This is a genomic window from Myroides oncorhynchi (assembly GCF_020905415.1).
In the GTDB taxonomy this organism is placed as follows: Bacteria; Bacteroidota; Bacteroidia; order Flavobacteriales; family Flavobacteriaceae; genus Flavobacterium; species Flavobacterium oncorhynchi_A.
In genome coordinates, this window is sequence record NZ_JAJJMP010000001.1 from 2877722 (window position 1) to 2893149 (window position 15428).

Genomic DNA, 15428 nt, shown 5'->3' on the forward strand with positions numbered 1-15428 from the left:
CTTAAGCGTAAAATTACAATGACAAATAATATGAGTATGGCAGCACTAAAGAGAAGTGTTGCCCCAGGCCTTGTGGTCTTTTTAGTCGCACTCCCACTGTGTTTAGGGATTGCGTTAGCATCGGGTGCCCCGCCTATTTCAGGGATTATATCAGGGATAATTGGAGGAATAGTAGTAGGGGTGTTAAGTAACTCAAATATAAGTGTAAGCGGTCCTGCAGCAGGATTGGCCGCGATTATCTTAGGCGCGGTAACAGAGCTTGGTTCATTCCAGCTTTTATTAACTGCTGGGGTCATTGCAGGAGTATTACAAATCGTTTTGGGACTATTGCGTTCAGGTACAATAGCGAATTACTTTCCATCGAGTGTAATCGAAGGGATGCTTGCAGGTATCGGATTAGTGATTTTAATTAAGCAGCTGCCATTAGTCTTTGGAGTAGGAGCATTAGGAGATATTACTTCTTTTGGTTCAGTTCAAAAAGGAACTATCATTATAGCTGTTATTTCCCTTGTGATATTACTTGTTTGGAATAAGATGAAGTGGACCAAGAAAGTCTCTTTCTTACCTGCTGCATTAATCGTAGTTGTAGTAGGTATTTTAATCAATCAGTTTTGGATAGCAACGGGAAGCTCATTAGCAATTGATCAATCAAGATTGGTATCTATACCTTTGTTTGAGAGTTTGTCTGATATTACGTCTATTTTGGTGTTTCCAGATTGGACAGGCTTTGCTAATCCAGCAGTATGGATGATAGGTGGTACGATAGCTATTGTAGCTTCTATTGAAACATTATTATGTGTGGAAGCGACAGATAGATTAGATCCATTAAAGCGTCATACCAATACCAATAGAGAGTTAAAAGTACAGGGGATTGGTAATATCCTTAGTTCACTATTAGGCGGACTGCCTATGACATCGGTAGTTGTGAGATCATCTGCTAATGTCAATGCAGGAGGACTATATAAAGCTTCTGCTGTAATCCATGGAGTATTTCTGTTAATCGCTGTTATCTCATTGCCTTTGGTGTTAAATATGATTCCATTGGCATCTTTAGCAGCAGTACTTATTTTGGTAGGGTATAACCTTGCTCGACCAACTATAGTTATGCACTTTTGGCATAAAGGTTACACACAGTTTATCCCATTTATCATCACATTTATTATGGTAGTAGTTACAGATTTATTAGTAGGAGTAATGGTAGGAATGGGTATCAGCGTTTTGTTTCTACTTATTGGTAATGTCCGAAAGGCCTTTTCTATGCAACGCTCTGTAAAAGAAGAGCAATTAGTATATACGTTGACTTTAGCAGAGGAAGTATCCTTTTTAAATAAGACAGCCATCAAGAATAGGTTATACCAATTGCCTGATGATTGCCACCTAGCCATTGATGCTAAGCGAATGGGGTATATCCACATTGATGTCTTAGAGTTGATTGAAAACTTTATTAACGTGAAGGCGAAAGAGAAAAATATATTAATTACAACCACGGGGTTCCACAAACAAATCAAGGTATCAAAAGACCAACAGAACATCATTTTATCACACAGAAAAACAATATAACTATGAATTCATTTACAAAAGAAATATTAGAAAACACAACACCTGCTCAAAGTTTAGATTTACTATTAGAGGGAAACAACCGCTTTGTAAATAACTTAAAGTTTAACCGCAACTTCCTACACCAGTTGCAAGAGACAAAAGATGGACAACATCCACACGCTGTGATTTTGAGCTGTATGGATAGTAGAGCCCCATTGGAGCACGTATTAGATCAAGGAATTGGAGATATATTTAGTTTGAGAATAGCCGGAAATGTGCTGACAGATGAAGTAATTGGAAGTATGGAATATGCGTGTAATGTAGTCGGTAGTAAGCTTATTATGGTATTAGGACATAGCAGATGTGGTGCGGTAACTGGTGCTTGTAATCACACAAGCTTAGGTAAGTTAGATACTATCTTAGAGCGCATCCATCCTGTGGTAGATAAAGTAAAAGCAAAACACGCTGGGGAAGAACTAGTAGCTGCAGATTTAGTAGAGTTAGTTACAATAGAGAATGTAAGAACAATCGTGGCTGAACTGCAAAAAGTGAGTCCTTCTTTAACTAGGTTAATTGAGCAAGAAAAGATTGGAGTAGTGGGGGCTTATTACGATGTAGTAAGTGGCAAGGTTGAGCTGATCTGTTAAGGATCTTTGATTAGAGAAATTAAGGGTGTCTTTTTAAAGATGCCCTTTTTTATGTATACTGATGTCGATTCAGTTTAGAAATATGCTTGTTGGTACAAAAAAATAATAAGGTAAAGTATTATTTTTTTTACTTTGTGTTTATGTATAATAGCAATAATAATATATATATTTAAGCTATTACTTACTAAAACATAAAATGAGAGAATTTATATTTGACTGTATTGATACAGCACGATTTAAACTTAGGATACTTGAGGCTGAGCCTTATCAGGAATTCCTAAAATTAGCTACAGATCAAGAAATGGAATACTATATTGGTATACCCCGTGATGAAGTAGTAGAGGAGAAGAGAAAAAGGCTATATGGTTTTAGAACATATAATAAATCATATTTGATGTTTTTGATTCTGGATAGAGTTTCAGATAAGGTGATAGGGTACTGTGGGTTTCATACCTGGTATTTAGAACATAATAGAGCCGAAATAGGTTATGGGCTATATACAGATAAGTGGAAAGAAAAAGGAGTTATGACCGAAGTACTCAAAACAGTTTTAGACTATGGATTTAGTACAATGAACTTAACCAGAGTAGAGGCATTTGTGAGTCCAGATAATATAGCATCGCTAAGAACAGTTGCCAAAATGGGCTTTGTAAAAGAGGGGCAGTTAAGAGGTCATTATGTGGATAATGGACAAGTAGAGGACTCTGTAGTATTTGGCCTTTTAGCCAATGAATTCAAAAAAGAAGTAGGTGTTTAAAAAAGAGAAAAAGAAATGTTTATACAATATTTTGTATTAGTAATAAAATAAGTAAATGGAAAGTGTAGATCTAAAAGCTATAGCACTTTTATATGCTAAGGCCAATGAATTAAATGATTTTATTGCCTATGGCAGTGTAGCTGCAGCCATACAAACAGTAGATGGTAATGTATTTACGGGAGTAAGTATAGATACGGCCTGTTCAATGGGATTTTGTGCTGAGCATGCAGCAGTGGCAGAAATGCTAAAACATGGAGAAAGTAAAATCAAACGTGTAGTAGCTGTTACAGAAGATGGCAATGCTGTACCTCCATGTGGTAGATGTAGAGAACTGATGACACAACTAGCTCAAGAGAACCAAGCCGCCATAGTAGAGGTGGACAATAATGTATATGTTAGTCTAGGGTCTTTGATGCCCTATGATTGGAAAAAAGCAACCAACAGGAAGTGGTAAAACAGGTTAATTGTAAAACTAGACTTAGGTAAGAGTACCCTAAGTCTTTTTTTGGCTTTATAGGTAAGGTGTTTTTATCAGTGTTTGTTGTATTGTTTTACCAAACGTGGGTTGTTGTTTTTAGTTTACTTAGAATACACTAATAAAACAGTTTTATTTTAATTAAAATTCTCATAAGGTGATTGTTAGGTGTTTTTAAAAAACAACATTGTTAAATATTAGTTATAAAGTGTATTTATTCGCTAATTGTGAATATTTAAACAGGTTTTGTTTGGGATTATTCACAAATTTTGAAATAGATTTGCTGAAAATAAAAAACAAAACAACAAGTCAAAATGAAAAAACAAACATTATTTAGTATTTTATTTGCAATAATGTTAACTGCAACTTTTACAGCTTGTTCTTCAAACGATGATGTACAAGTAACTGAAACAGGAAAGAGTAACTCTCTTTTAATGGGAAAGTGGGAATTAGTCAGTAAACAACAACTGGATTTAAAAGGTAATGTAATAACAGAGGATTTAGCTACTAGCCATAGTTATCCTGCGCAGATTACAGAATACCACAAACAGGGAATTACCATACAAACTACCTTTTCTAGCCAAAAAGACAAACAAGGTAATTATCTTAATGAGCGTTGGCCAAGGCAGTGGGAACTAATCGGTACTAAACTATACTTGGGTATAAGTAAAAACTTAGAACAAAAAGCTGATCAGGTATACAAGGTAGAGCTATTAGATCATGGACAATTAGTAATCCAGCGCAATCTAGATCAATATGATACAGCAAAATACTCTTCTGATGTATCAAGTATCAGAATGATCTATAAAAAAGTGTTGTAGATAATGGAAAGGGGCAAAAAATAAGAATCAGTAAATAATAAGTAATATAACTATGGAAAGCAGTTAACTAAATATAAATTTAGTTGGCTGTTTTTTTTAATCCTAGCTTAAGACTACATACTCTATATTTTGTTTTAATCAAAAATCAGGGTTAGCTAAATACCAAGAAGCAATATCTGTTTGATAACTAATTAATGTTTTTTTAAACCCATGATATAATATGATTTAGTTATGAGTTAAAACTTATTATGTAAAATTAGTTTTCGTTTATATATATCACTTCCACTGTTTTTTTAAAGTATTTATTTTAGTCTTTTTTATTTGTATTTAAATAAGAGCAGTATACCTTTGGTCAGGAATATAAAGTGAATTGTAAAGAAGTAATAACTCGATGAGAGAAATAAGATTTATAGATAGTGCTTATCCCGATGCGCACAACATTAAGGAATTTAGTTGGTTTGGCAGAATAGATCAAGATTATAAACTATGGTTTGATTTACATTTAAAGACAGATGATTATTATAGCAAGGAAGAAGATATGGAGGATGAACAAGAGGATGAAGATCAAGAAGAGTATACTAGTGATGCGCAGTGGAAGTCAAAAATAGTGTGGGATAATTATCACTGCTGTACCATGTCTTCTTCTTATTGGTCTGATGATCAGGGAATTTTGTTAAGCGATGCAGAAAATAAGTTTAGTTTCTCAGAGATAGATAGTCAAGTTTTTGAGTTAGATAAGTTGCCCTTAGCAGATGATGTAGAGTATGATGATTTGGCTTTTGGTATTTATCTATTAGGACATGATACTTGTGCGAATCACACAATCCAATTTACCCATTTGGGCAATGGAGAATTTTCCATAAAGTGGACAGGGAACGTAGCTTTAACCTATGGTGGTTTTTATGATTTTGACCACTGTTTTGAAGCAAGTATAGAAAACGTGTGTTTTGAAGGATTTCACTATCCTCAACAATGGACGCAAGATCAAGCACTAGCAAATTTTAGCAAGGTGCTTGTTGATATAGAAAATTGGGAGTTTGTCGATCTTAACCCTAAAAGTTTTAAACGCGAGTATAAGTTAATGAGAAAAGGGTAGAAGCTCTTTTTTGAAGGACTAGCCTTAGATTAAGAGTAAATTAATTAACAAGTGTTTTGCATTCTTAGAGGGTGTATAATTTAGAGAAATATGTATCTTCCCCTTTGTAAAACAGAAGTCTTTAGCAGACTTGAGAATTAAAAAACACGCACACACATTCTATAAGATATGGGAATAATCATTGGTGGAATAGTAGTAGATAAGAATTATCAATCCCATATAGAGGATTTAGAATATATATTGGGTAAGAAATTAGTCTATCAAGGAGATACGATTTTTAAAAAGGCTTGTGTTAATGAGTTAGAGGCAGATTATTGCGAGGTGTATTTTTCAGATAGAGGTACTTTAGTCTTGACCTGTATTGACAGAGCGTCTCTTGTTTATAAAGCAACAGGACAGCAGGTATTGTCTTTTGTCATAGATGAAGAGTCCATGACATTTAACCTAAATTATACTCGTAATAATTTTTTAGTGCGCAAGGTAACAGAGGTAGAAGCAGACATCATAGACAGTAAAGGAGAACTACTAGAGTTTGAGGAAAATGAGTCAGATAAGATAGGTTTAATTTACCATGTGATAGAAGAACTATTAGATCAACAGCTTTGGGATATTGATGCCAACCAGATACTTAAGCGATATCACTTAGAGAGTATTGATAATACATCTGGGGCAAAGGTAGATACTTCTTATGTGATTTCGACACTAGAATTTGAAGATTTAGAGCCCGACAATATAGAGCCCGTAAAACTGAATGATAGAGAAGAAATAACGAAAGTTAAACGATCTAAAAAGTCTATTTTAACAAAAGTTATCAAGGGATTAGGACTAGAAGATAAAGAGTTTATGATACTGAAAAACAAAAAAGGGGAATAGTTATATTCCCCTTTATTTTAGTTATTGTCTTTTTTCTCAACAGGTTTATTCTTGTTAATTTCATCTTGTAATTGACGGCGAATCTTTTGTTCGCGTTCTAAAGATGATTTTCTTAGCTCTTCAAGTTCTTCTTCTGTATCACTTAGTTTCTTTTGCACTTCTTTTATGCTAGAAAAACTCTTTTTAAATCTATAGTAAATAACACTTAACATAACAATTAATAAGCCCATTATAGACCATATAAGTGTTAAGAATGTAGACTTCTCAGAAGACACACCTAGTACATCTATATTAGTAGTATTAGCAATACTTGCATTTAATGAATCCTTAGTTATTTTTAGCTGTGAAGTTAGCGCTTCAACAGAATCTTTATGCCCTTGTGAAGCATCTTTATTATTGACTATTGTTAACTGTAACTTTGTAAGGGAGTCATTTACATTTTTTTGTAATTGCTGTAATTTATCTAGTTGAACAATTTTAGAGTTTTGCCAGTTCGTAGCTTCGTTAAGTAAAGTATTGAATTGGTTATCAATTGTATTGGTATTGTCTTGTGCAAAACCTGCAATGTTAATTGCAAATAAAGCTAAAGCTAGGGTTAGTTTTCTTTTCATCAATATTTTTATTCCTGTATCTTAAGGGGTGATACTTGTTATTACATTATTTAGTTCAGCAATTCTTTTTGCGAAATTAGATATAGACAAAAGTAGAAATAACGATAGTAATAATTCTGTAAGACCAGACTAACGCAAAAGAAATAATTACAAAATCATTTATTTTAATATATTCCTTTTCTCTCTTGTTTATATGTGCAATATATAAAATGTTTATTATTATCTAAAATTGTTTTAAAATTCTAATAAAATTTAAATATATAACAATTTATACTTAGATATTGATAGGTTTTATGGTAGGTTTCTTTCATTTTTTCAGGTAAATTGAAATTTATCTAAATGATTTTAGTTTAGTCAATGGTGCTATGCTACATAAAAAATAAGGATTAACGTTAAAAAGTACCATTATAATGAGAAACGTAAGTACTAAACACTGTTGTATTTAATCTTGGCTAGCCTATATTGTTATTGTGTTTTGCTATTTTAGGGCCATATCTTTGAGATTATTAGATATTCACATATTGTGTATTTATCACCATTATTAACACTAACTAGCAAATGCTGTGCTCACCTTATTTGTTAACCAGTATTTTGATAAAAGTCTTTTATATATTAATGATTGACGATACACAAAAAAAGAAAAGCCATTGAACTAGTCAATGGCTTTTAAGTCAGTATAATGTATAATTATTGTTTATCTGTTAGATAAGTTCCAAAATCTAAAGAAGGCTTAACAAAAGTTTTTTCTGTATTGCTAGCTTTGATAAAAGTAGTGTTAACTAACTTTATGGTATGTAGTAATTTAGATGGAGATCCATCTACGGGTTTAGTCTCTCTAGTGCTTATGGCTATCTGTCCCTTAGGAGCTAACCATAATTCTATCAGTCTATTTGGATTATTAGGGTTAGATCCAGGTATGTTTCCAGGGTTATTACAGATTTGACTAACGTTTATACCCCCTCTTTCATACTGTCTAAAAGAAGCAAATCTTTCAGAAGTTAACTCAATTATTTTATCAGTAGTAGTTTCTTGAGTTGGAAGGTCAGCCTCAGTTAGATTTAAAATTAAAGCCTCTTGGTTAGATAATGTTACCAATGCATTGTTGCAATTATAATCATTTAATCCATTATTATTGTTATTGTTGAAAGTAAAAGCTAATGTTCTATTGGCATAATTTGTTGTACCAAATAACATTCTGTCGTACTTTATATTAGTCTGACCCTCGCTAAAGTTGATGTTTTCTAAAGTGAAAATATATTGATATACTAAGGCTACAGCATTGTTAGCCTGGGTAGTTGTATTTGTTATTTGTATGTTTCTATTGATAACAACAGTTCCACCAGGTGAAGCTGGGATATTCTGTATCACTGATGGAGTAGCAGGTGGAGGTAAATTACAGATAGAAGTACCAGAAACTTGAGCATTGTACTTTCTGTATTCTAAGGTCGTGTTTACACCATCTATTTCTGCGGCTCCTATGTCTTCTGATTCATCTCTCATAATGTTATCTGCGTCAACCACTAGAATTAGCGCTTCATCATTCTGTAGTTTATAAAAGATTTTTTCAGCACCAGGTGTAGTACATTTTTGGACAGCAGTAACTTTGTTAAAGTCAATGTCTTTATATATTAGATTGCCATCATCACATGAGCCTAATAAAAATATGAAAGAAATACCAGCAAGGGCAAAAAACTTTTTCATCTGTGTTATATATAATATTCTACAGCAAAAATAGTTTTTTTCTTTTCTATAAACTAGGTTGTGCAGATATATTATGTTTTTTATATCATCTTAGAATGTATGTTAGTCCAACCTAACAACGCAACATTACCTCAGAGTATTATAGCTATGTCAGTGTATTGTTATGTATTGCTTATTTAAGGGGATAAAAAATATATATACCTTTTAATATGCACAGAATCTAATTGTCTATATTTGGAAACGTTAATTTAATTATAATCAACATTTGTATTTATATGAGTAATCCGGCAGTAAAAACTAATTATCCCGCACTGTATACTTTAGTAACAGTGTTCTTCTTTTGGGGATTTTTTGGAGCGGGTAATAGTATTTTTATCCCTTTTTGTAAAGCATATTTTCACTTAGATCAGTTTCAATCCCAATTAATTGATTTTGCGTTTTACACTGCTTATTATTCAGGTGCTTTGATATTGTTTATCTTAAGTACAGTAAAGGGAAAAGACCTTGTGACCAGCTATGGATATAAGAAGTCTATAGTGTTCGGTTTATTGTTTTCTGCAGTGGGAGCTGGACTGATGATTTGGGCAGTGAATGTTAATGTTTACACTGCTTTATTAGTGGGTCTTTTTGTGGTAGCGCTTGGTTTTTCACTACAGCAGATTGCTGCTAATCCGTTAGTGATATCTGTGGGAGACCCTAAGACAGGAACAAGTAGAGTAAGCTTAGGTGGAGCTATAAATTCACTAGGGGGAACCATTGGTCCACTATTAATGGCGTTTGCTCTATTTGGAAGTACAGTAGCACTTACCGATGATCAGATACAGCATTTGAGTTTATCTAGTATGACACTCTTATATGCAGGAGTAGGAGCTTTATTTGTTATTGCAGCGGCATTATTTAAGTTTTCAAAAAAGATACCTGATGGCGTGCGTATCGAACCTATGGAACCAGCTAAAAAAGCAATAGGAACATTAGTTATGATGACCATACTACTAGTTATGATATATATCCCTGTATTTAATACCTATAGTCATTCAGTGAACCAGCCTATAGAATTGTTAGTTAAAGAGAAACAAGTGTTGATGGCAAAAGAAGTAGCTGCTTCTAAGGCAATAGAAAAAGATAAGTCAATAGCAGCTTTAGATACACAGATAGTAGAGATTAAAGAGCGTTTAGACAATAAGCGTATTTTGTTGTTATCAGCAGCTTTGATCGTGATAGGAGGAAGTATTGTCTTCGCGTTTAGAAACAGTAGAAAGAATAAGCAAGGGTGGGGAGCCATGCAATATCCCCAATTATTACTAGGGATGTTTGGTATCTTCGCTTATGTAGGGGTAGAGGTTAGTATAGGAAGTAATCTAGGAGAACTTCTAAAATTAGAGGAATTTGGCAATTTGCAATCATCTCAAATCACCCCTTATATATCTATGTATTGGGGGAGTTTAATGATTGGTAGATGGGCAGGAGCAGTCAGTGTATTTAATTTGTCAAAAGGCAAACAACTCTTAGCCATGATTGTTGTGCCGTTTCTAGCTTATTTTGCAGTGCTTGGAGCTAATTATTTGGCAGGTAATGATATAACGCCTTTATATTACTATTCGATCTGTGTGATTCTACAGATTGTCCTAACATATTGGGCAAAGAATAAATCAGCAAGAACCTTAATTATGTTTAGTTTATTTGGTCTTATAGCTATGGTAGTAGGGCTGTTAAGTACAGGAGTAGTTGCTATTTATGCCTTCTTAGCAGGAGGGTTGGCATGTAGTGTGTTATGGCCTGCTATTTTTAATATTGCCATTATAGGTTTAGGAAAGTACACCGCTCAGGGATCATCGCTTTTAATCATGATGATTTTAGGAGGTGGTATTATACCTCCTATCCAGGGTAAGGTAGCCGATATATTAGGTATTCATCAGTCTTATATAGTGAGTTTATTGTGTTTTGTTTACTTGCTTGCCTTTGGATTAGTAGCCAAACGAGTATTGTCAAAACAACAGATTGAGATTGATAATATTGCTTAGAAGAAAAATCGATTCAAGTATATAGTTTAAATTTGCTAATTCTGTTGTACTAATAATATGAGTTTTATTACATTTGCGAATACGTGACAATAATAGACAAGACAAAACAACTCTTTTTAAAAAGAGAATAACAATAACTTACCAACAAAAATAAAATGAAACACGTTTATCTAGATAATGCTGCCACTACATCAGTGCGTCCAGAAGTGATAGAAGAAATGGTGAATGTTCTTAGAAATGATTACGGTAATCCCTCTTCGACATACGCTATTGGTAGACACGCAAAAGCATTAGTTGAAAATGCAAGAAAGGTAATTGCAAAACAATTTAATGTTACCTCTTCTGAGATTATATTCACATCATGTGGAACAGAAGGGAATAACTGGATCTTGCGTTCTGCAGTTCGCGACTTGGGAATTAAGAGAATTATTACCACTAAGTTAGAGCACCATGCTGTATTAAATACAGTGAAGCAATTAAACGCTGAGTTTGGTGTTGAATTAGTGTTTTTAAATATTCTACCTTCTAGTGAGATAGACTATGCTCAGTTAGAAGAGTTGCTTAAAGATGAATCTAAGCCGACCTTAGTTACTTTAATGCACGTAAACAATGAAGTAGGTACAGAGTTAGATCTAAAACGTGTATCGGGTCTATGTGAAGCCAATCATGCTTTATTCCACTGTGATACTGTACAGTCTATCGGTAAGACTAAAATTGACCTGACAGAGACACCTATTGATTTTATCGTAGCGAGTGCACATAAATTTCACGGACCTAAGGGAATCGGATTTGCATTTATTCGCAAGAAAAATGTGATAAAACCTGTGATGTTTGGAGGGGAACAAGAGAAAGGACTTAGAGCAGGAACAGAAGGAGTACATCAGGTAGTAGGGATGGCTAAGGCATTAGAGATGGCGTATGACTTACTAGACAAGGAGAGTGCTCATATCGCTAGTATTAAACAATACTGTAAAGATAGACTCTTAGAAGTATATCCTGATGTGTGCTTTAATGGTAACGATGTAGGGTTTTATAATATCCTAAATGTGTTATTACCACTATCACAGGAGAAAGCAGCTATGATGTTGTTCCAGTTAGACATGAAGGGTATCGCAGTATCAAGAGGAAGTGCATGCCAATCAGGAAGTCAAAAACCTTCACATGTATTATCTCAATTCTTATGCGCAGAGGACTTGAAAAAACCAAGCTTAAGACTTTCTTTTGGACATGAAAATACAAAAGAAGATATTGATATTTTAATGGAAGTATTAAAAACTATCTAATCAGGTTGTTGTAAATAGAATTTAAATCCACTCTTTTAGGGTGGATTTTTTTGTTTCTAAAAGTAGCGAGAAGTAATCTTCACTAAAAAAAGAGAAAAGTTCACTAAAAATAAGATTGCTTTACATAAACATTAGCGTTAAATTTGCGCAAACAACACAACATTTATGAGTTCAAATAATAGATACGCACTACGCGGGGTTTCTGCAGAGAAAGAGGACGTTCACAATGCAATTAAGAATATTGACAAAGGATTATTTCCAAAGGCTTTCTGTAAGATTGTTCCGGACTACTTAACACAAGATGAAGATTACTGTTTGATTATGCACGCTGATGGAGCAGGTACCAAGTCATCACTGGCTTATATGTATTGGAAAGAGACAGGAGATATCTCTGTATGGAAAGGAATCGCACAGGATGCAGTAATCATGAATATCGATGATCTACTATGTGTAGGGGCTACAGATAATATTATGCTATCTAGCACTATAGGGCGTAATAAAAACTTAGTACCAGGTGAAGTGCTTTCTGCTATTATTAATGGAACAGAAGAGTTGATTGCTGAATTAAAGACATTCGGAGTGACGATACACTCTACAGGAGGGGAGACTGCAGATGTGGGTGATTTAGTACGCACTATTATTGTAGATTCTACAGTGACTGCGAGAATGAAAAGAAGTGATGTCATCGACAATGCTAATATCCAGGCAGGTGATGTGATTGTAGGATTAGAATCATTTGGTCAAGCTACATACGAGAAAGGATACAATGGAGGAATGGGAAGTAATGGACTAACTTCTGCTAGACACGATGTATTTGATCATTCATTAGCAACAAAATACCCTGAAAGTTATGATTCATCTGTACCAGAAGAATTAGTATACTCAGGAAAAGTACAGTTAACAGACCCAGTAGAGGGATCTCCTATAGATGCAGGTAAGTTAGTCTTATCGCCTACTCGTACCTATGCGCCTATTATTAAGGCTATACTAGATAAATACAAATCAGATCAAGTACACGGTATGATTCACTGTAGTGGTGGGGCTCAAACCAAAATTCTTCACTTTATCGACAAATTGCATATTGTCAAAGATAATATGTTCCCAGTTCCACCGTTATTTAAGCTAATTCAAGAGCAGTCAAATACTGATTGGAGAGAGATGTACCAAGTGTTTAACTCAGGTCACCGTATGGAATTATACGTTAAGCCAGAAGTAGCAGCTGATATCATGGCTATCTCAGAATCATTTAATGTTAAAGCTCAAATAGTAGGACGTGTAGAAGCTTCACAAGACAAGAAGCTAACGATCACATCTGAATATGGAACATTTACATACTAAGAATAAAATTATATTATAAAATGGCAAGATTGCTTTCTATCGATTTCGGTAAAAAACGTACAGGAATAGCTGTATCAGATGATTTTCAAATAATAGCATCAGGATTAACGACAGTCGATACAGAGCAATTATTGCCGTTCTTAAAAGATTATTTTCAGAAGGAAAACGTAGAGAAGGTAATTATAGGAGAGCCTAAGCGCCTAAATAATGAACCATCTGAAGTCGTTCCTTTATTAAATAGTTTTATCGAAAAGTTTAGTCAATCTTTTCCTGCTATGCCAGTGGAGAGAATAGACGAGAGGTTTACCTCTAAGATGGCTTTTCAAACCATGATTGACAGTGGACTTAAAAAGAAACAAAGACAGAATAAAGCTCTGATCGACGAGATTGCAGCAACTATTATTCTGCAAGACTATATGAGAAAGTAGCCGTCAATCATTTTTATATTTATTTAAGAAAAGTTATAATCTAATTCTCTTAAATAAAGAGTAATTTTGCATATAAATAAATCCGATATAATGTCAAGTATACAAAAATCAGAGGCTGATGTTGTTTTGATAGGGGCAGGTATTATGAGTGCTACGCTTGGAATCCTATTAAAAGAGCTGAAACCAAACTTAAAAATAGAGGTTATTGAGCGTCTCGACAGTGCGGCTGCCGAAAGTTCTGATGCAATGAATAATGCAGGAACTGGACACTCTGCGTTTTGTGAATTAAATTATACGCCTGAAAAAGCAGACGGTACAATAGATGCTTCTAAGGCAATCAATATTGTAGAGCAATTCGAAGTTTCTCGTCAATTTTGGTCTTATTTGGTAAATAAGAACATTCTTAAGAACCCAAGTAATTTTATCCATACAGTACCACACATAAGTTATGTATGGGGAGAAGATAACGTTAACTACCTTAGAAAACGTTATAATGAGTTACAGAAATATCCATTATTCCAAGGAATGGAGTTCTCTGATAACCATGATAAAATCAAAGAATGGGCTCCATTGATTATGGAAGGCCGCAAAGATGAAGATGTATGTGCTGCTACGCACATGCTACTTGGTACAGATGTTAACTTCGGTGATTTAACTCGCCAACTTTTCGATTACTTAAAAGAAGAGGATGGAGTTAATATGACTTTTAACTGTGAAGTGAGTGATATCAAAAAGACTGGATCTGATTGGAATGTCTCAGCAACCAATAGCAAAGGACAAAAGCGATTGATTAAGTCAAAATTCGTATTTGTCGGAGCTGGAGGTGGAGCTATTTTATTATTACAGAAAGCTGATATTCCTGAGAGTAAAGGATATGGAGGTTTCCCTGTAGGAGGAGAGTGGCTTGTATGTCGCAACCCAGATGTTGTAAAACAACACATGGCTAAGGTGTATGGTAAAGCTTCAGTAGGAGCACCACCTATGTCTGTGCCTCACTTAGATACAAGGTTTATCGATGGGAAGCATTCATTACTTTTCGGACCTTACGCAGGGTTCTCTACTAAGTTTTTAAAGAAAGGTTCATACTGGGACTTAATTAAGTCATTAGAGTTAAACAATATCGGACCTATGTTAGGAGCGGGTATGCGTAATATGGACTTGACAAAATACTTAATAGAACAAGTATTGCAATCTTCTAAATCTCGTTATGCTGCCCTTAAAGAGTACTATCCTAATGCTAAAGAACAGGACTGGAAGTTAGAGCAGGCTGGACAACGTGTACAGGTTATTAAGAAAGATAAAGATGGCAAGGGTATCCTTCAGTTTGGTACAGAAGTAGTAAGTGCTGCTGATGGGTCTATAGCTGCTTTATTAGGAGCTTCTCCAGGAGCTTCAACAGCAACACCTATTATGCTTAAGTTATTGTCACAATGTTTTAAAGAAGAGTTTAAATCTGATCAGTGGCAGGCTAAGTTTAAACAGATGATTCCTAGCTTTGGGATCAAGTTAAATGAACATCCTGAATTAGTGGCTCAAGTAAGAGATAATACTAGTAAAGCACTAAAAATATATCCACATAATAATTAAGATTAAGCACCTAGATTCTAGGTGCTTTTTTTATATCCGTTATTTTAGAAGCTAATCTTTAATAATAATTCGATAAATAAATAATTATTATGGTAATATGTGGGTACTAATGTATTTTGTTTGTTTAATTAGTGGTTGTTATTTGTTAATTTGTTATAATGATTAATGTATTCATAAAATGTGGTTTTTATCACCTATCTTTATGCACTATTTCAGAAGTGTAACATTTTATCAATAATAAGTATATTAAT

Annotated in this window: 14 protein-coding genes; 12 read left to right on the plus strand and 2 right to left on the minus strand. The window is 34.1% G+C overall.

What is annotated here, in order from left to right:
* Positions 1 to 18: 18 nt before the first annotated feature.
* From LNQ81_RS12575 to LNQ81_RS12605, 7 genes are all read left to right on the plus strand, one after another.
* Positions 19 to 1560 (plus strand): SulP family inorganic anion transporter, encoded by a 1542-nt coding sequence (locus LNQ81_RS12575; protein ID WP_229947223.1) that lies wholly within the window; start codon positions 19 to 21, stop codon positions 1558 to 1560.
* A gap of 2 nt (positions 1561 to 1562) precedes the next feature.
* The gene (locus tag LNQ81_RS12580; protein WP_229947224.1) at positions 1563 to 2186 is read left to right on the plus strand and encodes a carbonic anhydrase; all 624 of its coding nucleotides are present in this window, start codon (positions 1563 to 1565) and stop codon (positions 2184 to 2186) included.
* 196 nt (positions 2187 to 2382) lie between these two features.
* Positions 2383 to 2943 (plus strand): GNAT family N-acetyltransferase, encoded by a 561-nt coding sequence (locus tag LNQ81_RS12585; RefSeq protein ID WP_229947226.1) that lies wholly within the window; start codon positions 2383 to 2385, stop codon positions 2941 to 2943.
* A 55-nt stretch (positions 2944 to 2998) separates the two neighbouring features.
* Entirely contained in the window at positions 2999 to 3397 is a 399-nt protein-coding gene (locus LNQ81_RS12590; RefSeq protein WP_229947227.1) for a cytidine deaminase family protein, read from the plus strand.
* Between the two features lie 335 nt (positions 3398 to 3732).
* Positions 3733 to 4239, plus strand: coding sequence for a hypothetical protein (locus LNQ81_RS12595; RefSeq protein ID WP_229947229.1), 507 nt, complete (start codon positions 3733 to 3735; stop codon positions 4237 to 4239).
* A gap of 391 nt (positions 4240 to 4630) precedes the next feature.
* Positions 4631 to 5335 carry a hypothetical protein gene (locus LNQ81_RS12600; RefSeq protein WP_229947232.1) on the plus strand — a complete coding sequence of 235 codons (705 nt, stop codon included), beginning with the start codon at positions 4631 to 4633 and terminating at the stop codon, positions 5333 to 5335.
* A gap of 168 nt (positions 5336 to 5503) precedes the next feature.
* The gene (locus tag LNQ81_RS12605) at positions 5504 to 6208 is read left to right on the plus strand and encodes a hypothetical protein (protein WP_229947234.1); all 705 of its coding nucleotides are present in this window, start codon (positions 5504 to 5506) and stop codon (positions 6206 to 6208) included.
* 17 nt (positions 6209 to 6225) lie between these two features.
* On the opposite strand, the gene LNQ81_RS12610 is transcribed toward LNQ81_RS12605, so the two are convergent.
* Together LNQ81_RS12610 and LNQ81_RS12615 are read right to left on the minus strand one after the other, a co-directional pair.
* Positions 6226 to 6819 carry a hypothetical protein gene (locus LNQ81_RS12610; protein ID WP_229947236.1) on the minus strand — a complete coding sequence of 198 codons (594 nt, stop codon included), beginning with the start codon at positions 6817 to 6819 and terminating at the stop codon, positions 6226 to 6228.
* Positions 6820 to 7506: 687 nt separating this feature from the next.
* Entirely contained in the window at positions 7507 to 8520 is a 1014-nt protein-coding gene (locus LNQ81_RS12615) for a hypothetical protein (protein WP_229947237.1), read from the minus strand.
* Between the two features lie 275 nt (positions 8521 to 8795).
* Between LNQ81_RS12615 and LNQ81_RS12620 the strand changes: the two genes are divergently transcribed.
* The 5 genes from LNQ81_RS12620 (at position 8796) to LNQ81_RS12640 (ending at position 15177) form a co-directional block, all read left to right on the plus strand.
* Positions 8796 to 10541, plus strand: coding sequence for an MFS transporter (locus LNQ81_RS12620; RefSeq protein ID WP_229947239.1), 1746 nt, complete (start codon positions 8796 to 8798; stop codon positions 10539 to 10541).
* Between the two features lie 155 nt (positions 10542 to 10696).
* The gene (locus tag LNQ81_RS12625) at positions 10697 to 11824 is read left to right on the plus strand and encodes a cysteine desulfurase family protein (RefSeq protein ID WP_229947241.1); all 1128 of its coding nucleotides are present in this window, start codon (positions 10697 to 10699) and stop codon (positions 11822 to 11824) included.
* Positions 11825 to 11989: 165 nt separating this feature from the next.
* Entirely contained in the window at positions 11990 to 13162 is a 1173-nt protein-coding gene (locus LNQ81_RS12630; RefSeq protein WP_229947242.1) for an AIR synthase related protein, read from the plus strand.
* A 20-nt stretch (positions 13163 to 13182) separates the two neighbouring features.
* On the plus strand, positions 13183 to 13590 hold the full coding sequence (gene ruvX, locus LNQ81_RS12635) for a Holliday junction resolvase RuvX (protein ID WP_229947244.1): 408 nt from the start codon (positions 13183 to 13185) through the stop codon (positions 13588 to 13590).
* 90 nt (positions 13591 to 13680) lie between these two features.
* A complete protein-coding gene (locus LNQ81_RS12640; protein WP_229947247.1) occupies positions 13681 to 15177 on the plus strand; it encodes a malate:quinone oxidoreductase in 1497 nt (498 codons plus the stop codon).
* Positions 15178 to 15428: the final 251 nt, after the last annotated feature.